Here is a 22,302-nt window from a genome sequence, read left to right on the forward strand (position 1 = left end):
TCCCCCGCTCCCGTACCGCAGAGCCCAGTTCCCCTTCCAGCCCCAGGAGAGCCCCATGGCACGCACCAACCCGATGCACCTCCTGAAGACCCTCGCCGCCGAGCACGCCGACGCCCGACGACTCCACCTCCCCGTCGACGAGCTGAGGGGCATGAGAGCCGACGCCCTCGGGCGTCGATCGCTCCTCAAGTACGCCGCCGCTGCCGGTGTCACCGCCGGTGCCATCGCCGGGACAGGCCTGGGCGGGGCCGTTCCCGCCCGCGCCGCCACCCCCGACCCGCCCGTCAGGACCACCGCCCGAGTGGCCGTCGTCGGCGCCGGGATCTCCGGCCTCACCGCCGCCCTCACCCTTCAGGACGCCGGCCTGAGCCCGGTGCTCTACGAGGCGAACCCCACCCGGGTCGGCGGCCGCATGTGGACCCAGCGCGCGCACTGGGCGTACGGACAGACCTCCGAGATCGGCGGCGAGCTGATCGACACCAGCCACAAGAAGATCCTGGAACTCTGCCGTCGCTTCGACCTCGACACCGAGGACTTCCTCGGCGGCGGGCCCAACGGCGCGGAGGAGGTCCTCTGGTTCAACGGCGCGTACTACCCGCGCCACCAGGCCGACGAGGACTTCAACGCCGTCTACCAGTCGCTGCGCCGGGACCTCTCCGAGGCGGGGGAGGTGTTCTGGAACCGGACCACGCCCACCGGCACCGCACTCGACACCATGTCGGTGTACGAGTGGATAGAGACCCGGGTCCCCGGCGGGCACTCCTCGCCGCTCGGCCGGTTCATCGACGTGGCCTACAACGTCGAGTACGGCGCCGACACCACCGAACAGTCCTCGCTCGCCTTGGTGCTGCTGATGGGCTACCAGACCAATCCGGGCAACTTCAACGTCTGGGGCCTGTCCAACGAGCGATACCACATCGTCGGCGGGAACGACCGGCTCCCGAACGCCGTCGCCGGGGCGCTCGCACCCGGCACCCTGCGTCAGGGCTGGTCCCTGACCGCTCTGCGGGCCAACGCCGACGGCACCCAGACACTGACCTTCACCGAGGCCGGTGCCACCCGGACCGTCACCAGCGACCACACGATCCTCTGCCTCCCGCTGCCCATCCTCAAGGAGCTCGATCTCTCCCAGGCCGGATTCGACCCGCTGATGCGGAACCTGCTGCGGGACGCCCGGATGGGCCACTGCACCAAACTCAACATGCAGTTCGGCACCCGCCCGTGGCGTGGCACCGGCGCCTGGCCGGGCGTCTCCGCCGGCGACTGCTTCACCGACACCGAGGTCCAGCAGACCTGGGACACCACCAAGATCCAGGGCGGGACCGGAGGCATCCTCCTCCAGTACGGCGGCGGCAGTCTCGCCGGGTCGCTCACGCCCGCCGGACCGTTCTCCACCGAGTCCGACCCGTACGTACGGAGCCTCGTCAGCCGTCACCTCGCGGGCATCGACGCCTTCTTCCCCGGCACCTCAAGGGCGTACACGGGCCGCGCCCAGCTCTCCGCCTGGCACCGGAACCCGTACTCGCTGGGCGCGTACTCCTGTTGGCCGGTCGGCTATCTCCACCGCTACGCCGGATACGAGGGAACCGCCCAGGGCAATGTCCACATCGGCGGCGAACACTGCAGCTACGACTTCCAGGGCTTCATGGAAGGCGGAGCGACCGAGGGCGAGCGCGCCGCCCGGGAGGTGGTCGACGCACTGAGGTGAGCCCGGGCGGCGGGTGGTCGGCCCGGTCGCTCAGGCGGCGGCCGGGACGATGTTCTGGTTGAAGCGGAACACGTTGTCGGGGTCGTACGCGGCCTTCACGGCGGCGAGCCGGCGGTAGTTCTCCTCGCCGAACGAGGAGACCACGCGCTGCTCGCCCTCGGCGCCGACGAAGTTCAGGTACACGGAGTCGATCGCCCACGGCCGCACGTCGGCCCGCACGTCCCGCACCCACTGGATCTCGGCCTCGTCCATCGTGGGGTCCTCCCAGGTCGCGAACGGGTGCACGGCCCAGGGCGCGACGCGCCACGGCTGCGGGTAGGACCCGGCCCCGGCCGCCACCGCGCCGCCCTGCACGAACAGCACGTGCTGGGTCGCCGCGGGCAGCGGGATCCCCGCGCCGCGTTCGCAGAACAGGTTCACGGCCTCGTCCGGGAAGGCGGTCAGGTACTCGGCCGACCAGTAGTTCCGCAGGCCGGGAGGATCGTCGAGCATGGACTGCAGCTCCGCGTACGGGATGTCCATGACGATCTCGATCACGGGCTTCAGGGCGAACAGCGGCGCCGCGAGCTGCCGTACCTCCTCGACCGGCCCCGCGTACGTGAGCAGCGTCCCGCACACCAGCCGGCCGACCAGCTCCGGCGGAACGAACGGCTCGGGCGGCGCCGGCATGTAGATCGCCCCGCCGCCCACCTCGTCCGGGGCGGCGTCGGCGATGTCCCGGAAGGTGCGCACCACCTCGGGCGCGTCGTCCGGCAGGAAGAACAGCATCGCGACGCTCATCCGGGGCAGCTGGTGCAGCCGCAGCGTCAGCGAGGTCGCCACCCCGAAGTTGCCGCCGCCGCCGTGCAGCGCCCAGAACAGCTCCGGGTTCTCCTCCGCGTCCGTGTGGACGTGCTTGCCCTCGGCCGTGATCAGATCGGCGGCCAGCAGGTTGTCGCTGGCGAGGCCGAACTTCCGCTCCAGCCAGCCCGATCCGCCGCCCAGCGTGAAGCCGCCGACGCCGGTGGTGGACACCCGCCCGCCGGTGGTCGCGACATGGAACGGCTGGCACGCGTGGTCCAGGTGGGCCATCGTCGCCCCGCCCTCGATCCGTACCGTCATGTCCTCCGGATCCACGACGACAGCGTGCAGCCGGCGGAGGTCGACGATCAGCGCGCCGTCGATCATGGAGGTCCCGGCGACGCTGTGCCCGCCGCCGCGTACCGCGATCGGCAGCCCGGTCTCGCGGCCGAACAGGATCGCGTTGGAGACGTCGGCCGCCGTGGCGCACTGGGCGATCACCGACGGGCGCCGGTCGATCATGCCGTTGTGCAGGAGGCGCGCCTCCTCGTAGCCCGGCCCGCCGGGGGTGATCACCTCACCGGCCAGGTCCTCGACCAGTCCGGCGAGGGCGCTTTCGGAGACGTGGGGACCCATGGGAGCCCCCCTTTCGTACGGGGGACGGGACCTTCTCATCGTAGGTCCGGGTACCGTCCCCCGCGCGGGACCGCCTCAGCCCCCGTACGCGCCGCTCGCCGTCAGGCGCAGGGCCGTGTCGATCAGGGGCACGTGACTGAACGCCTGCGGGAAGTTGCCGACCTGACGCTGAAGCCTCGGGTCCCACTCCTCGGCGAGCAGTCCCAGGTCGTTGCGGAGCGCGAGCAGCCGCTCGAAGAGCGAGCGCGCCTCGTCCACCCGGCCGATCATCGCCAGGTCGTCGGCCAGCCAGAACGAGCAGGCGAGGAACGCGCCCTCGTCGCCCTCCAGGCCGTCGACGCCGGCCTCCTCGCCGGAGGTCGGGTAGCGGAGCACGAAACCGTCCTCCGTGGACAGCTCGCGCTGGATCGCCTCGATCGTGCCGATGACCCGCTTGTCGTCCGGCGGCAGGAAGCCCATCTGCGGGATCAGCAGCAGGGAGGCGTCCAGCTCCTTGGAGCCGTACGACTGCGTGAAGGTGTTCCGCTCGGGGTCGTAGCCCTTCTCGCAGACGTCCCGGTGGATCTCGTCGCGCAGCGCGTGCCAGCGCTCCAGCGGGCCGTCCGCGTCCCCGGACTCGATGAGCTTGATCGTGCGGTCGACGGCCACCCAGGCCATCACCTTGGAGTGGACGAAGTGCCGGCGCGGGCCGCGGACCTCCCAGATGCCCTCGTCGGGCTGGTCCCAGTGCTTCTCCAGGTAGTTGATCAGCTTGATCTGGAGGAGCGAGGCGTAGTCGTTGCGGGACAGGCCCGTCATGTGCGCGAGGTGGAGGGCCTCGGTGACCTCGCCGTAGACGTCCAGCTGGAGCTGGTTGGCGGCGCCGTTGCCGACCCGGACCGGGCCGGAGTTCTCGTACCCCGGGAGCCAGTCGAGCTCCGCCTCGCCGAGCTCCCGCTCGCCGGCGATGCCGTACATGATCTGCAGGTTCTCCGGGTCGCCGGCGACGGCGCGGAGCAGCCAGTCCCGCCAGGCGCGGGCCTCCTCGCGGTAGCCGGTACGCAGCATGGAGGAGAGGGTGATCGCCGCGTCGCGCAGCCAGGTGTAGCGGTAGTCCCAGTTGCGGACGCCGCCGATCTCCTCTGGCAGCGAGGTGGTCGGCGCGGCCACGATGCCGCCGGTCGGCGCGTACGTCAGCGCCTTCAGGGTGATCAGGGAGCGGATCACGGCCTCCCGGTAGGGGCCGTGGTACGTGCAGTGCTCGACCCATTCGCGCCAGAAGTCGGCGGTCGCCTCCAGGGAGCCCTCGGGGTCCGGAAGCGCCGGCGGCTCCTTGTGGGAGGGCTGCCAGGAGAGGGTGAACGTGACCCGGTCACCGGGGTTCACGGTGAAGTCGGAGTACGTCGTGAGGTCCTTGCCGTGCGTCTCGGCGTCGGTGTCCAGCCACACCGAGTCGGGCCCGGCGACGGCGACGGTACGGTCTCCGACCTTGTGGACCCACGGCACGATCCGGCCGTAGCTGAACCGCATCCGCAGCGAGGAGCGCATCCGGACCCGGCCGGAGACGCCCTCCACGATCCGGATCAGCTGCGGGGCGCCGTCGCGCGGCGGCATGAAGTCGGTCACCCGGACCGTGCCGCGCGGCGTGTCCCACTCGGACTCCAGGATCAGGGAGTCGCCGCGGTAGCGGCGCCGGGCGGCCGGGGCCGGCTCGGCGTCGTCGGGCGTCGCGGGGCCCACCCGCCAGAATCCGTGTTCCTCGGTGCCGAGCAGCCCGGCGAAGATCGCGTGGGAGTCGAATCGGGGGAGACACAGCCAGTCGACGCTGCCGTCGCGGCAGACCAGGGCGGCGGTCTGCATGTCTCCGATGAGTGCGTAATCCTCGATGCGCCCGGCCACGTGCTTCACTCCAGTCGAACGGCCACGTCCGCCCCGCGGGGCGCTTGCTCAGATGCGCCGGCTGGGTGTCAGCCGGGTCTGTGTGTGTCAGCGGTCAAGGGATCTTCGACGAGCTCTTGGTCCGGATGACGGGCGGGGTGATGCCGCTGGCCGGCCGGCTCGGCGGGCAATGTCCGAGCAGGATACGTCGCACCCTGGTGACCCGGTGATCACGTCGGTAACGGCGTTGCTCCGATCGGGTGAACGAGTCCGGTTCGCCGGTGGAAGGTCCGCCTGTCGTGCGGGCAGGGCCCTTCGGAACGTCGGCCGGAAGATCCGGCGGACATCCTGTGCGTCGCAGGTGAGAGACAGTGAGTGCTCCTCCCTTCTGCCAGGCGGGAGGCCGGTCCCCCCGCCCGGCGGGGACGTTCCCCGCCTGTCGGGAGAACCTTCCCCCGTACGTCGGGAGACCCTTCCCCCGATCCGCCGGGAGACTCCGTCCGCCCTGTCATCGCCGTCCGTGAACACCCGACTGCCGCGTGTGGCCGGAAGCGGTCTCCCGATGTCGCTGATACCCTGGTACCCCGTGGACCGGTGGGAAACGGCGACAGCCGAGGACCCCGAAACCGCAGCGACGGCACCCCCCGATTCTTCCGGAGGGGACGCCGGTACGCACCTCCAGAACGCGACCACGGGAGCCCCCTCTTGGCGATGCCGCCCAAAACCACGACGACCAAGCACATCTTCGTCACCGGGGGTGTCGCCTCCAGCCTCGGCAAGGGCCTGACCGCCTCCAGCCTGGGTGCGCTCCTCAAGGCCCGGGGCCTGCGGGTCACGATGCAGAAGCTCGACCCGTACCTGAACGTCGACCCGGGCACGATGAACCCCTTCCAGCACGGCGAGGTGTTCGTCACCAACGACGGCGCCGAGACCGACCTGGACATCGGCCACTACGAGCGCTTCCTCGACGTCGACCTCGACGGCTCGGCCAACGTCACCACCGGCCAGGTCTACTCGCAGGTCATCGCCAAGGAGCGGCGCGGCGAGTACCTCGGTGACACCGTGCAGGTCATTCCGCACATCACCAACGAGATCAAGTCCCGGATCCGCCGCATGGCGACCGACGACGTCGACGTCGTCATCACCGAGGTCGGCGGCACGGTCGGCGACATCGAGTCGCTGCCGTTCCTGGAGACCGTCCGCCAGGTCCGCCACGAGGTCGGCCGCGACAACGTCTTCGTCGTGCACATCTCGCTGCTGCCCTACATCGGCCCCTCCGGCGAGCTGAAGACCAAGCCGACCCAGCACTCCGTCGCCGCGCTCCGCAACATCGGCATCCAGCCCGACGCGATCGTGCTGCGCGCCGACCGTGAGGTCCCGACCTCCATCAAGCGCAAGATCTCGCTGATGTGCGACGTCGACGAGGCCGCGGTCGTCGCCGCGATCGACGCCAAGTCGATCTACGACATCCCCAAGGTGCTCCACACCGAGGGCCTGGACGCCTATGTCGTCCGCAAGCTCGACCTGCCCTTCCGTGACGTGGACTGGTCGACGTGGGACGACCTGCTCGACCGCGTCCACAACCCCGACCACGAGGTCACCGTCGCGCTCGTCGGCAAGTACATCGACCTGCCCGACGCGTACCTCTCGGTCACCGAGGCGATGCGGGCCGGCGGCTTCGCGAACAAGGCCCGCGTCAAGGTCAAGTGGGTCACCTCCGACGACTGCAAGACCCCGGCCGACGCCAAGAAGCAGCTCGGCGACGTCGACGCGATCCTCATCCCCGGTGGCTTCGGCGACCGCGGTGTGAGCGGCAAGGTCGGCGCGATCCAGTACGCACGGGAGAACAAGGTGCCGCTGCTCGGCATCTGCCTCGGTCTGCAGTGCATCGTCATCGAGGCGGCCCGGAACCTGGCCGACATCCCCGAGGCCAACTCCACCGAGTTCGACCCGGCCACCGCGCACCCCGTCGTCTCGACGATGGAGGAGCAGCTCGCGTACGTCGAGGGCGCCGGCGACCTGGGCGGAACGATGCGCCTGGGCCTGTACCCGGCGAAGCTCGCCGAGGGCTCGATCGTCCGTGAGGTCTACGACGACCAGCCGTACGTCGACGAGCGCCACCGTCACCGCTACGAGGTCAACAACGCCTACCGCGCGGAGCTGGAGAAGAAGGCCGGTCTGGTCTTCTCCGGCACCTCCCCGGACAACAAGCTCGTCGAGTACGTCGAGTACCCGCGCGAGATCCACCCCTACCTGGTCGCCACGCAGGCGCACCCGGAGCTGCGTTCGCGTCCGACGCGTCCGCACCCGCTCTTCGCCGGTCTGGTGAAGGCGGCCGTGGAGCGCAAGACGGGCAAGCCGGCCAAGTAGTCGCCGCGCGTTAACGTTGCCGGGGTACGGGTCCTGACGGATCCGTACCCCGGCTTTCGTGTGTGGGAGGACGCAGATGGAGTTGCAGGACACCCCGGAGGAGTGGCGGGTCGTCGCGACGACGACCCCGTTCCAGGGAAAGAAGACGAGTGTCCGCACGGACGACGTTGTCATGCCGGACGGCACGGTCGCCCGCCGCGACTACCAGGTCCACCCCGGCTCGGTGGCCGTCCTGGCCCTCGACGACCAGGACCGGGTCCTGCTGCTGAAGCAGTACCGGCACCCGGTGCGGCAGAAGCTCTGGGAGATCCCGGCGGGACTCCTCGACGTCCCCGGCGAGAACCCCCTGCACGCCGCCCAGCGCGAGCTCTACGAGGAGGCGCACGTCAAGGCCGAGGAGTGGCGGGTCCTGGCCGACGTCTACACGACTCCGGGCGGCTGCGACGAGGCCGTACGGATCTTCCTCGCGCGGGGGCTCTCCGAGGCGGAGGGCCGACGGTACGAAGTCTCCGACGAGGAGGCGGACATGGAACTGGCGCGGGTGCCGCTGGGGGAGCTGGTGCGGGGGGTTCTCGCGGGGGAGCTGCACAACAACTGCCTGGTGGTGGGCGTACTGTCGCTGGCGGCCGCGCGCGCCGGCGGGGGTGAGGGGGAGCTCCGGGCGGCGGACGCGGAGTGGCCGGCGCGACCGTTCGAGGCGTAGGGGGGGCGGTGGGGCCTCCGGCCCTGTGGGCCGCGCGCTCGGCCGGCGCGCGGTCGCCGCCCCCCGTTGTGGGCATTCGTTCCGCTGGGGCGGATCGGGTGGGCACGACGGACGGTGCCCGTTGCCGGGCCTGGGCTTACGCGCCTGAACCCGCACCATGGGTGCGACGCGCAAGGGGTGCTGGCCGGGTACAAGGGGCGCAGGCGCCGCCAAGCGCGCCGTCCCGTGTGCCCACCCGGCGGGGGCGCGGGCGTTCCCACACGGCGGGGGTGGCGGGCGTGGTCACGCGGAGGGGCGGGGGAGCGGGTACGCCCGCACGGCGGCGCATCGAGGGTGGGGCGGTGGATGGTGTGACGATCTGCTGATCCGATCGGGGGACGTCTTCGTCGTGCTCCGCCAGGTCCGGCACACGCCCTGAACTACGCTCGAGATCGCCCGTGCGGAGCCCCCCGCGGGATCGGCTCGTGCGCAGGTGGACGGGAGCGTGGCCCGTGACGGATCAGGCGGTGGCGGCGGCCGGCAGCCGGCAGTTCTTCGGCCGGCAGCGGGAGCTGAAGGCCCTGCGCGCCGACATCGAGCGGACCGGCCTCGACACCCTCACCGGCCGCAAGGCTCCGCGCGCCCGTGTCCTGCTCGTCGCCGGCAAGCCGGGCTCCGGACGTACCGCGCTCGCCGAGGAGCTCGCCGCCGGACTCTCCGACCAGTACCCCGACGGGATCTTCCGCGCCCGGCTCACCGAGCCCGGCGGCGACCCCGTCCCCACCGCCCGTGTCGCGCAGGAACTCCTCGCCGCGCTCGGGGTCCCCGAGCCTCCCGGCGCGGCCGAGGACGAGCTGACCGAGCTGGTCCGCAGGGCACTCGGCGAGCGCCGTGCCGTCCTCGTCCTCGACGACGCCGTCGACGCCGAGCACGCCGATCCGCTCATCCCCGACAACCCCGACTCCCTGGTGATCGGGGTCGCCCGAGGACCGCTCACCGGCATCCCCGACGTACGGCCCTGCACCCTCGGCGGGCTCGACCCCAAGTCGGCCATCGAGCTGCTCACCGCCTTCACCGGCTCCGTACGCATCACCGTCGATCCGCAGGCCGCCGAGACGCTCGTCGAGGAGTGCGGCGGGCTGCCCGCCGCGGTCGTCCTCGCCGGCGGCTGGCTCTCGACCCGGCCCAAGGCCTCCGTCGCCGACCTGGCGAAGCGGTTGCGCGCGCTCAGTGGCGATCCGTTGACCCGTGCCTTCTCCCTCGCCCACGAGGCGCTGCCCGCGACCGCCGCCCGGATACTGCGCTACCTCTCCCTCGCCCCCCTCGGCCGGGCCGACGCCCACACGGCCTCCGCCCTGGCCGGCTGCTCGGTCTCGGCCGCCGCGACCACCCTCGCCGACTTCGCCGCCCTGGGGCTGCTCGAAGGCGGCGAGGACGGGCAGTACGAGGTCCCCGGCCATCTCGTCCCCCTCCTGCGCGCTCAGCTGGAGGAGCGCGACCGGCCCGCCGAGGTGCAGCTCGCCCGGGCCCGGATGCTGGAGCGGACCGTACGGCTCCTCCAGTCCTGCCGTGCGGTCACCGAACCCGAGGGCTCGCCGGCCCGGCGGAAACTGGCCGGTCTGCCGCGCGCCCTGCGCTTCCCCAGCGTCGCCGCCGGGGCCGACTGGCTGCGTTCCCGGCAGTCCTTCCTGCTGGCCTCCGCCCGGCTCGCCGTCGCCGACGGGGAGCTCGACACCCTCGCCCGCCGTCTCGTCGCCTCCCTGGTCAGGGCGCTCGCCGCGCACCGGGGCGCCGAGGCGGCCGCCCCCCAGCTGTACGGGCTCCACCAGCTGGTCCTGGACGTGGCCGAGCGGCGCGGGCTGCACAGGGAGCGGGCCGCGGCCCTGCTGAACCTGGCCGATCTCGACGCCCGTACCGGCAGGACGAAGGACGCTCTGCTGCGATATCGGTCGGCTTTGGACGCCGGACGCGCAGCAAATGACCCGTACGCGACCGGTCGGGCAATGGAATCCGTAGGCGGCTCGTATCAGGAGCTGGGGGACTGGCAGCGGGCCGGCGACTGGTACGGGCGGGCGCTCGCCCAGCGCCTCGCCCGCGACGAGCGAGCGGATCAGGCCAGGCTGTACGCCCGCCTCGGCGCCGTACAGACCTACGCGGGCCGGTACGGCGAGGCCCTGCGCAACTGGCGGGCTGCCGCGGCCGGCTATCGGCGGCTCGACGATCTCCCCGGCTACGCGCGGGCGTTGAGCGAGGCCGCCCGGGTCCAGGAGTACGCGGGACGGCCCGAGGAATCCCTCCGGACCTGCGAGGAGGCCGTCGAGTGGGCCCGGCGCGCCCAGGACTCCCGGCTCCAGGCCGCGCTCCAGCTGCGGCTCGCCGACACTCTCGACCGGCTCGGCGACCCGGCTGCGGCCCGGCTGCACCGGGCTGCGGCCGAGAGACTGCTGGAAACGGAATCCTCTGCCTACGAAATCCGCAGTGGGTCGATCGAAGATTAGTACTTTGAAAGGCTAGACAGCGGGAACTCCTTCATTAGACTGGGTGCGCCGCGTTCGAACGTGGTCTGCCCCGGTGCGCCGCAGTGCATCCGGGTATGTATCGCAGTGCCCCATGTATCCCCCCAGATTCAAGGACCGTGATCGACGATGAAGGTCGGCATCCCCCGCGAGGTCAAGAACAACGAGTTCCGCGTGGCCATCACCCCCGCCGGTGTCCATGAGCTCGTCCGCCACGGCCACCAGGTCTTCGTCGAGCAGAACGCCGGTGTCGGCTCCTCGATCACGGACGAGGAGTACGTCGCCGCCGGCGCCGAGATCCTCCCCACCGCCGACGAGGTCTGGGCCACCGCCGACCTGCTGCTCAAGGTCAAGGAGCCCATCGCGGAGGAGTACCACCGCCTCCGCAAGGACCAGACCCTCTTCACCTACCTGCACCTCGCCGCCTCCCGCGAGTGCACGGACGCGCTCCTGGAGTCCGGCACCACCGCCATCGCGTACGAGACCGTCGAGACCGCCAACCGCGCGCTCCCGCTGCTCGCCCCCATGTCCGAGGTCGCGGGCCGCCTGGCCCCGCAGGTCGGCGCCTACCACCTGATGCGCTCGGTCGGCGGCCGCGGCGTGCTCCCCGGCGGCGTCCCCGGCACCCACGCCGGCGAGTGCGTCGTCATCGGCGGTGGCGTCTCCGGCTGGAACGCCACCCAGATCGCCGTCGGCATGGGCTTCCACGTGACCCTGCTCGACCGCGACATCAACAAGCTCCGCGAGGCCGACAAGATCTTCGGCACCAAGGTGAAGACGATCGTCTCCAACGCCTACGAGCTGGAGAAGGCCGTCGTCGAGGCCGACCTCGTCATCGGCGCCGTCCTCATCCCGGGCGCCAAGGCCCCGAAGCTGGTCACCAACGAGCTCGTCGCCAAGATGAAGCCCGGAAGTGTCCTTGTCGACATTGCGATCGACCAGGGCGGCTGCTTCGAGGACTCGCACCCGACCACTCACGCCGAGCCGACCTTCCAGGTCCACAACTCGGTCTTCTACTGCGTCGCCAACATGCCGGGCGCGGTCCCGAACACCTCCACCTACGCCCTCACCAACGCCACGCTGCCCTACATCGTGTCGCTGGCGAACAACGGCTGGGCCGAGGCGCTGCGCCGCGACGCCGCGCTCGGTCTGGGCCTCAACACCCATGACGGCAAGGTGGTTTACAAGGAGGTCGCCGAGGCGCACGGCCTCGAGCACGTCGAGCTGAGCACCCTCCTGGGCTGACCCTCGCGGCACCGCCGTCAACGCGTGCCGTCAATGCCACACACCCGGCCGGACCTTGTTCGACAAGGTCCGGCCGGATGTGTGTCCGCACCCGGCGGAACGTTCGGCCAACTCGCCTCGAACGTAACCCTTTAACCGTTTCGCACACCCCTGAAACGTGTGGATGCATGCCTGCGCACCCTTGACAGAGAGGTGTTCGGTTGCCGACACATCGGGCCGGGTCCGGCGGATTGTGTTGCTGCGGAGCGGTGACACGCCATAGAGTCGCCAACCGTCGGCATGGTGCCACGCTGACCTATCGATAAATGTTCCTGGTGACATCCAAGGAGGTAAGACGACTTGTGAATGAGTCGACAATTACTCCCGGGAGCGGTGCGCCAGGTGCTCCGATCGGCTCCGTCGCGGTGCGGACCTTCGCGACGCACCAGCCCATGACGACAGCCCACACGATGAAGACGATGGACGGCCTACACGTGAACGCCACGGCCGGCAACGAGATGGGCCGAGAGTCCACCCACTTCGCCGCCTTTGACGAGGTGCCCGAGGGGCACTTCTACGACCCCGACGCCGAGTACGAGCCCGACCCCGAGTACGCGGCCACCCTCGCACCCGACGCTGCCCGTCAGCGCCGCGAGCGGATCGGCCCGACGGGACGGCCCCTGCCGTACTTCCCGATCCCCGGTCCGCTGACGGACCACGGACCCGCGAAGATCATCGCGATGTGCAACCAGAAGGGCGGCGTCGGCAAGACCACGTCGACCATCAACCTGGGTGCCGCGCTCGCGGAGTACGGACGACGGGTGCTGCTCGTCGACTTCGACCCGCAGGGAGCCCTGTCGGTCGGCCTCGGCGTGAACCCGATGGAGCTCGACCTCACCGTCTACAACCTGCTCATGGAGCGGGGCATGTCGGCGGACGAGGTCCTCCTCAAGACCGCCGTACCCAACATGGACCTGCTGCCGAGCAACATCGACCTCTCGGCCGCCGAAGTCCAGCTCGTCAGCGAGGTCGCGCGCGAGTCGACGCTCCAGCGCGCCCTGAAGCCGCTGATGAACGACTACGACTACATCGTGATCGACTGTCAGCCCTCGCTCGGCCTGCTGACCGTGAACGCCCTGACGGCGGCTCACAAGGTCATCGTGCCGCTGGAATGCGAGTTCTTCGCTCTCCGCGGAGTGGCACTGCTGACCGAGACCATCGAGAAGGTCCAGGAGCGGCTCAACCCCGAGCTGGAGCTCGACGGCATCCTCGCCACCATGTACGACTCCCGTACCGTGCACAGCCGTGAGGTCCTCGCGCGCGTCGTCGAGGCCTTCGACGACCACGTGTACCACACGGTCATCGGGCGGACGGTGCGCTTCCCGGAGACCACGGTCGCCGGCGAGCCCATCACCACGTACGCCTCCAACTCCGTGGGCGCCGCCGCCTATCGTCAGCTCGCCAGGGAGGTGCTCGCCCGGTGTCACGCCGAGTGAGTCTGCCCGGCGCCGACGAACTCTTCCGTACGACCGGGGGAACGGCGCTCCAGGCGTCCGCACCCCGCAGGGCCGTCCCGGCACCCGCGGGCGAGAGCGACACGACGGCGGCCGAGGGCTCCGCGGAGCACACGGCTGCGGACTCCGAGGCGTCGGAGCCGCGCGCCCGGACGGCGGAGCCCGAGGGCGCCGCCGCTCAGAAGCCCGCGACGCCCACCGCCGCGGTGCCCGCCCCGGCGGCGGCACGGCGGCGCGGCGGCGGCCGGGCCCCGAACCGGCGGCCCAGCGGCCGTGAGCGCCACGACGAGAAGATCACGGTCTACGTCTCCGCCGAGGAGCTGATGGACCTGGAGCACGCCCGGCTCGTCCTCCGGGGCGAGCACGGTCTCGCCGTGGACCGGGGCCGGATCGTCCGGGAGGCCGTCGCGGTCGTCCTGGCGGACCTGGAGTCCCGCGGCGACGCGAGCATCCTCGTGCGCCGCCTGCGCGGCCGCTGACGGTAGCCTGCGGGCTGCCGCGCTCCCCGTTCCCCTGGACCTCCATGCACCACGCCTCTGACGAAACGTCCCGCCCGCCACGCCGCCGCGCCCTGGGCCGCGGCCCGGGCGAGCCGGAGGGGCCCGCGGCCGCTCCGGCGGCGGGGGAGGTCCGGGACGGCCACGGGGCGGTGCCGGGCGCGGACGGCGATGCCGACGCGGCCGGATCCGGTGTGCCGACCGAGCCCGCGACTGGGCTGGGGCCTGGGTCTGGGCCCGAGTCCGGGCCGACGCCCGAGTCCGAGGACGGGCCCGAGGACGGGCCCACGCCCGAGCCCGAGCCGACGCCCGAGTCTGAATCCGGGCCCACGCCTGAGTCCGGGCCCACGCGCGAGTCCGGGCCCACGCCCGAGTCCGGGTCCACGCCCGAGTCCGGGCTGGAGGTCGAGGCAGGGCCTGCGGTCGGGTCCGGGTCAGGGCCGAGGCCCGAGTCCGGGTCCACGCCCGAGGCCGGGGACGGGCGGTTCACCGTGCGGCTGGCCAATTTCGAGGGGCCCTTCGACCTGCTGCTGCAGCTGATCACCAAGCACAAGCTCGACGTCACCGAGGTCGCGCTCTCCCAGGTCACCGACGAGTTCATGGCGCATCTGCGTGCCCTCGGGCCCGACGGTGATCTCGACCAGACCACCGAGTTCCTCGTCGTCGCCGCCACCCTGCTCGACCTCAAGGCCGCCCGGCTGCTGCCCGCCGCCGAGGTCGAGGACGAGGCCGACCTCGCGCTCCTGGAGGCCCGGGACCTGCTCTTCGCCCGGCTCCTCCAGTACCGCGCGTACAAGCGCATCGCGGCGATCTTCGAGGAGCGCTGGGAGGCCGAGGGCCGCCGCCATCCCCGTACCGTCGGACTCGAACCCCACCACGCCGAGCTTCTCCCCGAGGTCGTCATCTCCATCGGCGCCGAGGGCTTCGCCAGGCTGGCCGTCAAGGCGATGCAGCCCAGGGCCGAGCCGCAGGTGTACGTCGACCACATCCACGCCCCGCTCGTCAGCGTCCGTGAGCAGGCCGCCGTGGTCGTCTCGCTGCTGCGGGAGCGCGGGACCGCGCTCTTCCGGGAGCTCATCGAGGACGTCGGCGACGACACCCTCACCGTCGTCGCCCGCTTCCTCGCCCTCCTGGAGCTCTACCGGGAGAAGGCCGTCGCCCTCGACCAGGAGACCGCCCTGGGGGACCTCACGGTCTCCTGGACCGGCGGGGAGACCGATCCCACGGGGGCAGTGACCGACGAGTTCGACCAGGAGACCACCCAGGAGACCACCGCATGAGCGACCTCAAGCCCTCTCTCGAAGCCGTCCTCATGGTCGTCGACGAACCCGCCACCGAGTCGCATCTCGCCAAGGTCCTGGAGCGCACTCCCCGCGAGGTGGCCGACGCCCTGCGCGAGCTGGCCGACGAGTACACCGTCCAGGGCCGCGGCTTCGAGCTGCGCCAGGTGGCCGGAGGCTGGCGCTACTACACCCGCGCCGCCCACGCCGCGGCCGTCGAGGCCTTCGTCCTGGAGGGCCAGCAGGCCCGGCTCACCCAGGCGGCCCTGGAGACCCTCGCGGTCGTCGCGTACCGCCAGCCGGTCAGCCGTTCCCGGGTCTCCGCGGTCCGCGGAGTGAACTGCGACGGCGTGATGCGGACCCTCCTCCAGAGGGGTCTGGTGGAGGAGACGGGCGCGGAACCCGAAACAGGTGCGATCCTGTACAGGACGACGAACTACTTCCTGGAGCGGATGGGCCTGCGCGGCCTGGACGAGCTCCCCGAGCTCGCGCCCTTCCTCCCCGAGGCGGAGGCGGTCGAGCCGGACTCACTGGAAGGAGTCCCGTCGTTCGATCCGGATGCACCGGATCGTGAGGACGACGACGACAAGACGGAAGTTTGATGCGAAGCAGCAGCGGCAGGAACAGCAGCGGAAACAACGGCGGGAGCCGTGGTGGCAACAGCGGCGGCCGCGGCGGCAGCAGCGGTGGCGGCCGTGGTGGCAGCGGCGCCGGCGGTGGCGGCTACCGGGGCTCCGGTGGCGGGAGTGGCAGCGGTGGCGGTGGCGGTGGCTACCGCGGCGGCAGCGGCAGTGGCTCCGGTGGCGGTGGCTACCAGGGCGGCGGCGGTGGCGGCTACCAGGGCGGCGGCCGTGACGGCCAGAAGAGCCCGAGCAACCCGCGCCGGCCTCGCCCCGAGGAGCGCTCCTACGACGTGAGCCCCCCCTCCGAGGCCCCGAAGAAGGGTCGCGGCTCCGCGGCCCGCGGCGGCGCCAAGGGCGGCCCCAAGGCCCCTCAGGGCGGCATGCCGCCCCGTCGTGGCCCGCACGGTCAGCGCCAGGCCCCGGCCCGCTCGCGCGAGCTCGACGCCAAGATCGAGCAGCGCAACCGGGAGCGGTACGAGAACCGGCCGGAGATCAAGACCCCGAAGACCTTCCCCGGCGCCGAGCAGGAGGGCGAGCGGCTGCAGAAGGTCCTCGCCCGCGCCGGCATGGGTTCGCGCCGCGCCTGTGAGGAGCTCATCGAGCAGGCCCGCGTCGAGGTCAACGGCGAGATCGTCCTGGAGCAGGGCAAGCGCGTCGACCCGGAGAAGGACGAGATCAAGGTGGACGGCCTGACCGTCGCCACCCAGTCGTACCTGTTCTTCGCGCTGAACAAGCCGGCCGGTGTCGTCTCCACCATGGAGGACCCGGACGGCCGCCAGTGCCTGGGCGACTACGTCACCAACCGTGAGACGCGCCTCTTCCACGTCGGCCGGCTCGACACGGAGACCGAGGGCATCATCCTGCTCACCAACCACGGTGAGCTGGCCCACCGCCTCACGCACCCGAAGTACGGCGTGAAGAAGACCTACCTGGCCGCCATCACCGGCCCGCTGCCCCGTGAGGTCGGCAAGCGGCTCAAGGACGGCATCCAGCTGGAGGACGGCTACGCCAGGGCCGACCACTTCCGTGTGGTCGAGCAGACCGGCAAGAACTACCTGGTCGAGGTCACGCTGCACGAGGGCCGCAAGCACATCGTGCGCCGCATGCTCGCCGAGGCGGGCTTCCCGGTCGAGAAGCTGGTCCGTACGGCCTTCGGCCCGATCGGCCTGGGCGACCAGAAGTCGGGCTGGCTGCGCCGGCTCACCAACACGGAGGTCGGCATGCTGATGAAGGAAGTCGGCATGTAAGGCCCCGAGGCCCGCAGGCCCCAGGCCTGCTCCACGCGAGAAGCCCGCGACCGTCCGCCGGTCGCGGGCTTCCGTGTTCTCCGCGCCGGCGCCCGGGCGAGAGCCGGCTGATCTCCGGCGGGGCTCGGCGCCGCGCTTTTCGGGCTTGTGGCCGAAGGCCGCCACGCTTTATAGTCAATATGACTCTTAAGGAGGCGGGCGTGAGCCTCGCAAGCATTCTCGAACCGCTGCAGCAGCCGCTCTTCACGATCCTGGACACCCCGGTCAGCTGGACCGAGGTCCTGGGATTCGGCAGCGGGGCGCTCTGCGTCTGGCTCGTCGCCCGTCAGCACCTCGCGAACTGGCCCATCGGCATCGCCAACAACCTGTTCTTCGTCCTGCTCTTCACGCAGGCCGGGTTGTACGCGGACGCCGGTCTCCAGATCGTCTTCATCACCCTCGCCGTGTACGGCTGGTGGACCTGGACCCACGGGGGTGGACCAGGCTCCGACGCCCTCCCGGTGCGCCGCACCACGCGCACCGAGTGGACGTGGCTGCTCACGGCGGGGGTGGTGGGGACCTTCGCCCTCACCCTCCTGCTCGACCGCGCCACCGACTCGACCGTCCCCTTCTGGGACGCCCTGACGACCGCGCTCTCCCTCATGGCGACCTACGGCCAGTGCCGGAAGCGCCTGGAGTCGTGGTGGCTGTGGATCGCCGCCGACGTGGTCTACGTACCGTTGTACGCGTACAAGGAGCTGTACCTGACCTCGCTGCTCTACGTCGGCTTCATGACGCTCTGCGCCCTCGGCCTGCGCGGCTGGACCAGGGACCTCACCGCACGCCGTGCCCTCCAGGTGGAGGCGGCGGCATGAGGCGCTACGGACACGGCCTGGTCCTCGGCAAGTTCTATCCGCCGCACGCCGGCCACCACCATCTCGTCCACACGGCCCTCGCCCGCTGCGAGCGCCTCACCGTCCTCGTCTGCGCCTCCTCCGTGGAGAGCATCCCCCTGGAGGACCGGGTCGCCTGGATGAGGGAGGTCCACCCCGACGCCCTCGTCGTCGGAGCCGTCGACGACATCCCCGTCGACCTCCACGACCCCGACGTCTGGGACGCCCACATGGCCGTCTTCCGGGCCGCCGTGCCCGAACGCGTCGACGCCGTCTTCACCTCGGAGCCGTACGGGGAGGAGCTCGCCCGCCGCTTCGGTGCCGAGTCCGTCTGCGTCGACCCCGCGCGCGACCGCTTCCCCGTCTCCGGTACCGCCGTCCGCGCGGACCCCGCCGGCTGCTGGGACTTCCTGGAGGCGCCCGTGCGCTCCGCGCTCACCCGGCGCGTCGTCGTCCTCGGCGCCGAGTCCACCGGCACCACCACCATGGCCCTCGCCCTCGCCGACCACTACCGGCGGCGCGGCGGCGTCTGGGCCCGGACCCGGTACGTGCCGGAGTACGGACGCGAGTACAGCGAACTCAAACTCGCCGAACTCCGCGCCGAACGCCCCGGCGCCGCATGGGCCGACGTCGCCTTCCACTCCTCCGACTTCCCCGTCATCGCCCAGCGCCAGGCCGAACTGGAGGAAGAGGCGGCCCGCGACGGTTCACCCGTCCTCTTCTGCGACACCGACGCCTTCGCCACCACCATCTGGCACGAGCGCTACATGGGCACCACCAGCCCCGCCACCGGCGAGATCGCCGCCCACGGCCGACAGCACCTCTGGCTGCTCACCGACCACCGGGGCGTCGACTTCGAGGACGACGGCCTCCGCGACGGGGAGCACCTGCGGCCCTGGATGACCGCGCGCTTCCTCACCCAGCTCGCCCACAGCGGCCGCCGCACGGCCGTCCTCAGCGGCCCGCACGAGGAACGCCTCGCTGCCGCGGTCGCCGCCGTCGACGGGCTGCTCGCCGAGGGCTGGGACCTCGCCGACCCGCTGCCGGAGCGCCGATGAGCGGCGGCCGGGTGCCGGGCGGAGGACGGCCGGGGAGCACGCCCGGGGCGGGTCCGGGCGGGGAGTCGGAGTACACATCCGGGGCGGGGCCGGGCGGGGAGCCGGGGCGCACTCCCGGGGCAGGGCCGGCAGACGCGCCCGAGGGCTACGACCCGTACGCCTTCGAGCCGTTCGCCGTCACCGTCGACCTCGCCGTCCTCACCCTCCGCGAGGAGCGCCTCCACGTCCTGCTCGTCGAGCGCGGCCAGGAGCCGTACGCCGGACACTGGGCCCTCCCCGGCGGCTTCGTCCTGCCCCGCGAGTCCGCCGAGCGGGCCGCCCGCCGCGAACTCGCCGAGGAGACCGGGCTCTCCGACACCACCGTCGCCGGACTCCACCTCGAACAGCTCCGCACCTACAGCGAACCGGACCGCGACCCGAGGATGCGGGTCGTCTCCGTCGCCTTCGCCGCGCTCGTGCCCGACGCACCCGAGCCACGCGGCGGCGGAGACGCGGCGCAGGCCCGGTGGATGCCGTACGGGACGCACGGGCCGCTCGCCTTCGACCATGACCGCATCCTCGCCGACGCCCACGAACGGGTCGGCGCCAAGCTGGAGTACACCTGCCTCGCGACCGCCTTCTGCCCGCCCGAGTTCACCCTCGGCGAGCTGCGGCAGGTCTACGAGACGGTCTGGGGCGTCGAGCTCGACCGCCCCAACTTCCGGCGCAAGGTCCTCGCCACGCCCGGCTTCGTCCAGGCCGTGGAAGGACCGCCGCGCCTCACCGGCGGACGGGGGAAACCGGCCGCTCTCTACCGGGCGGGCGAGGCCACCACCCTCCATCCGCCCCTCCTGCGACCGGAAGGACGATCCACGTGAACCCGACCCGCACCGCGACCAAGCAGGCCGCGACCGGCTCCCTGATCGGGCTGGCGCTCGGCGACGCGCTGGGCTTCCCGACCGAGTTCAAGGACGTGCCGTCGATCCTCGCCTCGTTCGGACCCTGGCGGGAGATGCCGCTGCCCGTCAGGAACGGGAAGGCGTACGTCACCGACGACACCCAGATGGCCCTCGCCTTCGCCCGGGGGATCCGCACCGCGACGGACCGCGGCGTGCTCGCCCCGCTGCGCCTCGCTCGGCCCGTCCGGGACGAGTTCGTCGACTGGTACCACTCGCCCGAGAACAACCGCGCCCCCGGCAACACCTGCCTCCGCGCCTGTGCGCTCCTCGACGGCGACCGGCTCTGGCAGGACGCCAGCCAGATCCACTCCAAGGGCTGCGGCGCCAACATGCGCGTCACGCCCATCGGTCTCGTCCCCGGCCTCAGCGAGGAGCAGCGGGCCGGCGCGGCGCAGCTCCAGGCGGCCCTGACCCACGGTCACCCCACCGCGCTCGCCGCCTCCGACCTCACCGCCCGCGCCGTGTACCTCCTCGCCCAGGGCGTCGACCCGGCCGGACTCGTCGGACAGCTGCGCTCGTACGCGTACGAGAACCGCTCCCGCTACCACGAGCACTGGCTCGGCGACCTCTGGACCCGCTCCCAGGACCCCTCCGCCCGGCACTTCGTCGAGCGCGGCTGGGACGAGTGCCTGGCCGTCCTGGAGCGCCTCGACGCCGTCCAGCGCACGGCCGACCCGGAGCTCGACCCCTGTACGTACACGGGAGACGGCTGGATCGCCGAGGAGGCCCTCGCGACCGGGCTCCTCAGCTTCCTCCTCTTCCCCGACGAGCCCCTCGCCGTGCTGCGCCGGGCCGCCTGCACCCGGGGCGACTCCGACTCGATCGCCGCCCTCGCGGGCGCCTTCGCCGGTGCCCACCTCGGCGCGGACGCCTGGCCGAAGGAGTGGGAGGAGCGCGTCGAGTACCGGAGCGACCTGCTGACCTTCGGTGCGCTCTGGGACGCTTGACCGATGACGCTCTCCCTCGAGTCCGCCCTGGACACCGACCTCGCCGCCGTCGTGGCCGGACAGCCCGACCCCCTGCTCTTCGCGACCGTCTCCGGCGCGCACCTGTACGGGTTCCCGTCCCGCGACTCGGACGTGGACCTGCGCGGCGCGCACCTGCTGCCGACGGAGGCGCTGGTCGGGCTGCGCGAGCCCGAGGAGACCCGCAGCCGGATGTGGGACCGGGACGGCGTCGAGATGGACCTGGTCACCCACGACCTGCGGAAGTTCGCCCGGCTGATGCTGCGCCGCAACGGCTACGTCCTGGAGCAGCTCACCTCCCCGCTCGTCGCGCACACCACGGAGACCCACGCCGAGCTGGTCTCGCTCGTGCCCGAGGTGCTCACCTCCCACCACGCCCACCACTACCGGGGGTTCGCCGGCACGCAGTGGCGGCTCTTCGAGCGCAGCGGCGAGCTCAAGCCGCTGCTCTACACCTACCGGGCGCTGCTGACCGGCATCCATCTGATGCGGGCGGGCGAGGTGCAGGCGCATCTGCCGACGCTGGTCGAGGAGGTCGCCGAGGCGCCCGCCCGGCTGCCTGACCTCGTCGCGGCGAAGGCTGCGGCGGAGCACGGGCTCGCGGGGGTGTCGGTCGAGGACGTACGGGCGGAGACGGAGGCCCTGCACGGGGTCCTGGACGAGGCGCAGGCCGTGTCCGGCCTGCGGGAGGCGTCGGTACGCGCCCACGACCTGCTGCACGATCTGGTCGTACGGGCGCGGTCGACGGCCCCGTAGGACGTGCGCCCGGGCCGGGCGGGGCAGCCCGGCAGGGCGGAACGGGCCCTACCGCGCGTCCGGTACCGCCGGCACCGAGGCCCGGCGCGCGCGGATCAGGAAGTCCTGCACGCGCGCGTGGTCCGGCGTCGCCGGGAGCGGGGTCGCGTCCAGGGCGCGGTCGGCCTCCTCCTGGAGGCGGTTCATCCAGGACTCGACCTCGGGCCAGGTCACCTCGCCGCGCTTGACCGCGAGGAGGCGTTCGCGCTCCTCGCCGACGTCGATCCGCAGCTCGCCCGAGCGCAGCAGGTCCCGGCAGCTGGTCAGCAGCCGCAGCAGGTGCATGGCGTGCTTCCAGCGCGGGTGGCCGTACTGGCGTACGTCCGCGTCGAGCTTGCGGCGCTGCCCGTCCGCGTAACGGACGAAGGTCTGATGGGCCTGCCGGGAGAGGAAGGCGCCGCGCAGCGAGAGCAGTTCGCGGCCGAGGTCGTCGACGTACTCGACCACGGGGGAGTGGAGGCATTCCAGGACGTTCGGGTTGTTGCGCAGAGCCAGCTCGCAGAAGCGTTCCAGCTCCCAGCTGAACTGCTCCTCGCCCGGTCCCTCGACATGGGCGGGGGGCTTGTCGAAATGCCAGAACAACGGCGTCGGGGCGAGGTACACGCCCCGGACGTCCGTGTCGCTGCCCTCGGTCGCGAGACCGAAGGCGCGTGAGCCCATCACACAGGAGTAGATCGTGTGTTCGCGCACCAGCTCGTCCGGAGTCATGCCGGTCAGGCTACGACAGGGCTGTGACAGGG

At 71.8% G+C, this 22,302-nt stretch carries 18 protein-coding genes; 15 read left to right on the forward strand and 3 right to left on the reverse strand.

Annotated features, from left to right (window positions below; genetic code table 11):
• Nucleotides 1-55: 55 nt before the first annotated feature.
• A complete protein-coding gene (locus tag IF00_RS0107775; protein ID WP_030315653.1) occupies nucleotides 56-1,708 on the forward strand; it encodes a flavin monoamine oxidase family protein in 1,653 nt (550 codons plus the stop codon).
• Nucleotides 1,709-1,738: 30 nt separating this feature from the next.
• On the opposite strand, the gene IF00_RS0107780 is transcribed toward IF00_RS0107775, so the two are convergent.
• Both IF00_RS0107780 and IF00_RS0107785 read right to left on the reverse strand, forming a co-directional pair.
• Nucleotides 1,739-3,124, reverse strand: coding sequence for an FAD-binding oxidoreductase (locus IF00_RS0107780; protein WP_030315654.1), 1,386 nt, complete (start codon nucleotides 3,122-3,124; stop codon nucleotides 1,739-1,741).
• Nucleotides 3,125-3,199: 75 nt separating this feature from the next.
• Nucleotides 3,200-5,002 (reverse strand): glycoside hydrolase family 15 protein, encoded by a 1,803-nt coding sequence (locus tag IF00_RS0107785; protein ID WP_030315656.1) that lies wholly within the window; start codon nucleotides 5,000-5,002, stop codon nucleotides 3,200-3,202.
• Nucleotides 5,003-5,692: 690 nt separating this feature from the next.
• Between IF00_RS0107785 and IF00_RS0107790 the strand changes: the two genes are divergently transcribed.
• From IF00_RS0107790 to IF00_RS0107855, 14 genes are all read left to right on the forward strand, one after another.
• Complete coding sequence (locus tag IF00_RS0107790; protein ID WP_030315657.1) at nucleotides 5,693-7,351, forward strand: CTP synthase; 1,659 nt, start codon at nucleotides 5,693-5,695, stop codon at nucleotides 7,349-7,351.
• Between the two features lie 76 nt (nucleotides 7,352-7,427).
• Nucleotides 7,428-8,054 (forward strand): NUDIX domain-containing protein, encoded by a 627-nt coding sequence (locus tag IF00_RS0107795; RefSeq protein WP_030315659.1) that lies wholly within the window; start codon nucleotides 7,428-7,430, stop codon nucleotides 8,052-8,054.
• A gap of 491 nt (nucleotides 8,055-8,545) precedes the next feature.
• Nucleotides 8,546-10,531 carry an AAA family ATPase gene (locus IF00_RS0107800; RefSeq protein WP_030315661.1) on the forward strand — a complete coding sequence of 662 codons (1,986 nt, stop codon included), beginning with the start codon at nucleotides 8,546-8,548 and terminating at the stop codon, nucleotides 10,529-10,531.
• Nucleotides 10,532-10,678: 147 nt separating this feature from the next.
• Nucleotides 10,679-11,794, forward strand: coding sequence for an alanine dehydrogenase (gene ald / locus IF00_RS0107805; RefSeq protein WP_030315662.1), 1,116 nt, complete (start codon nucleotides 10,679-10,681; stop codon nucleotides 11,792-11,794).
• A gap of 449 nt (nucleotides 11,795-12,243) precedes the next feature.
• The gene (locus tag IF00_RS0107810; protein WP_037637819.1) at nucleotides 12,244-13,269 is read left to right on the forward strand and encodes a ParA family protein; all 1,026 of its coding nucleotides are present in this window, start codon (nucleotides 12,244-12,246) and stop codon (nucleotides 13,267-13,269) included.
• Nucleotides 13,254-13,766: a hypothetical protein gene (locus IF00_RS0107815; RefSeq protein WP_167346847.1), complete on the forward strand. Its 513-nt coding sequence runs from the start codon at nucleotides 13,254-13,256 to the stop codon at nucleotides 13,764-13,766. Before IF00_RS0107810 ends, IF00_RS0107815 begins: the two co-directional genes overlap by 16 nt.
• Nucleotides 13,767-13,810: 44 nt before the next feature.
• Nucleotides 13,811-15,064, forward strand: coding sequence for a segregation and condensation protein A (locus IF00_RS43475; protein WP_078944584.1), 1,254 nt, complete (start codon nucleotides 13,811-13,813; stop codon nucleotides 15,062-15,064).
• On the forward strand, nucleotides 15,061-15,666 hold the full coding sequence (scpB, locus tag IF00_RS0107825) for an SMC-Scp complex subunit ScpB (RefSeq protein ID WP_030315667.1): 606 nt from the start codon (nucleotides 15,061-15,063) through the stop codon (nucleotides 15,664-15,666). The genes IF00_RS43475 and scpB overlap by 4 nt, the downstream gene beginning before the upstream one ends.
• On the forward strand, nucleotides 15,666-16,934 hold the full coding sequence (locus tag IF00_RS0107830) for a pseudouridine synthase (RefSeq protein ID WP_030315669.1): 1,269 nt from the start codon (nucleotides 15,666-15,668) through the stop codon (nucleotides 16,932-16,934). Before scpB ends, IF00_RS0107830 begins: the two co-directional genes overlap by 1 nt.
• A gap of 200 nt (nucleotides 16,935-17,134) precedes the next feature.
• Entirely contained in the window at nucleotides 17,135-17,788 is a 654-nt protein-coding gene (gene pnuC, locus IF00_RS0107835) for a nicotinamide riboside transporter PnuC (RefSeq protein WP_030315670.1), read from the forward strand.
• Nucleotides 17,785-18,864: an AAA family ATPase gene (locus tag IF00_RS0107840; RefSeq protein ID WP_030315672.1), complete on the forward strand. Its 1,080-nt coding sequence runs from the start codon at nucleotides 17,785-17,787 to the stop codon at nucleotides 18,862-18,864. The genes pnuC and IF00_RS0107840 overlap by 4 nt, the downstream gene beginning before the upstream one ends.
• The gene (locus IF00_RS0107845) at nucleotides 18,861-19,721 is read left to right on the forward strand and encodes an NUDIX hydrolase (protein ID WP_030315674.1); all 861 of its coding nucleotides are present in this window, start codon (nucleotides 18,861-18,863) and stop codon (nucleotides 19,719-19,721) included. Before IF00_RS0107840 ends, IF00_RS0107845 begins: the two co-directional genes overlap by 4 nt.
• Complete coding sequence (locus IF00_RS0107850; protein ID WP_030315676.1) at nucleotides 19,718-20,749, forward strand: ADP-ribosylglycohydrolase family protein; 1,032 nt, start codon at nucleotides 19,718-19,720, stop codon at nucleotides 20,747-20,749. Before IF00_RS0107845 ends, IF00_RS0107850 begins: the two co-directional genes overlap by 4 nt.
• A 3-nt stretch (nucleotides 20,750-20,752) precedes the next feature.
• A complete protein-coding gene (locus IF00_RS0107855) occupies nucleotides 20,753-21,523 on the forward strand; it encodes a nucleotidyltransferase domain-containing protein (protein ID WP_030315678.1) in 771 nt (256 codons plus the stop codon).
• A gap of 48 nt (nucleotides 21,524-21,571) precedes the next feature.
• Here the strand turns inward: IF00_RS0107855 and IF00_RS0107860 are convergent, their stop codons facing one another.
• The gene (locus tag IF00_RS0107860; protein WP_030315679.1) at nucleotides 21,572-22,270 is read right to left on the reverse strand and encodes a nucleotidyltransferase domain-containing protein; all 699 of its coding nucleotides are present in this window, start codon (nucleotides 22,268-22,270) and stop codon (nucleotides 21,572-21,574) included.
• Nucleotides 22,271-22,302: the final 32 nt, after the last annotated feature.

The organism is Streptomyces flavochromogenes (assembly GCF_000717595.1).
Classification (GTDB): Bacteria; Actinomycetota; Actinomycetes; order Streptomycetales; family Streptomycetaceae; genus Streptomyces; species Streptomyces flavochromogenes.

Bases quoted from the DNA above. Each gene is read 5' to 3' on its own strand.
- IF00_RS0107795 (WP_030315659.1), top strand. From the start codon at position 7,428: ATGGAGTTGCAGGACACCCCGGAGGAGTGGCGGGTCGTCGCGACGACG.
- IF00_RS43475 (WP_078944584.1), top strand. From the start codon at position 13,811: ATGCACCACGCCTCTGACGAAACGTCCCGCCCGCCACGCCGCCGCGCC.
- IF00_RS0107855 (WP_030315678.1), top strand. From the start codon at position 20,753: ATGACGCTCTCCCTCGAGTCCGCCCTGGACACCGACCTCGCCGCCGTC.
- IF00_RS0107830 (WP_030315669.1), top strand. From the start codon at position 15,666: ATGCGAAGCAGCAGCGGCAGGAACAGCAGCGGAAACAACGGCGGGAGC.
- IF00_RS0107810 (WP_037637819.1), top strand. From the start codon at position 12,244: ATGAAGACGATGGACGGCCTACACGTGAACGCCACGGCCGGCAACGAG.
- IF00_RS0107775 (WP_030315653.1), top strand. From the start codon at position 56: ATGGCACGCACCAACCCGATGCACCTCCTGAAGACCCTCGCCGCCGAG.
- IF00_RS0107860 (WP_030315679.1), bottom strand. From the start codon at position 22,270: ATGACTCCGGACGAGCTGGTGCGCGAACACACGATCTACTCCTGTGTG.
- scpB (WP_030315667.1), top strand. From the start codon at position 15,061: ATGAGCGACCTCAAGCCCTCTCTCGAAGCCGTCCTCATGGTCGTCGAC.
- ald (WP_030315662.1), top strand. From the start codon at position 10,679: ATGAAGGTCGGCATCCCCCGCGAGGTCAAGAACAACGAGTTCCGCGTG.
- IF00_RS0107845 (WP_030315674.1), top strand. From the start codon at position 18,861: ATGAGCGGCGGCCGGGTGCCGGGCGGAGGACGGCCGGGGAGCACGCCC.
- IF00_RS0107790 (WP_030315657.1), top strand. From the start codon at position 5,693: ATGCCGCCCAAAACCACGACGACCAAGCACATCTTCGTCACCGGGGGT.
- IF00_RS0107840 (WP_030315672.1), top strand. From the start codon at position 17,785: ATGAGGCGCTACGGACACGGCCTGGTCCTCGGCAAGTTCTATCCGCCG.
- IF00_RS0107780 (WP_030315654.1), bottom strand. From the start codon at position 3,124: ATGGGTCCCCACGTCTCCGAAAGCGCCCTCGCCGGACTGGTCGAGGAC.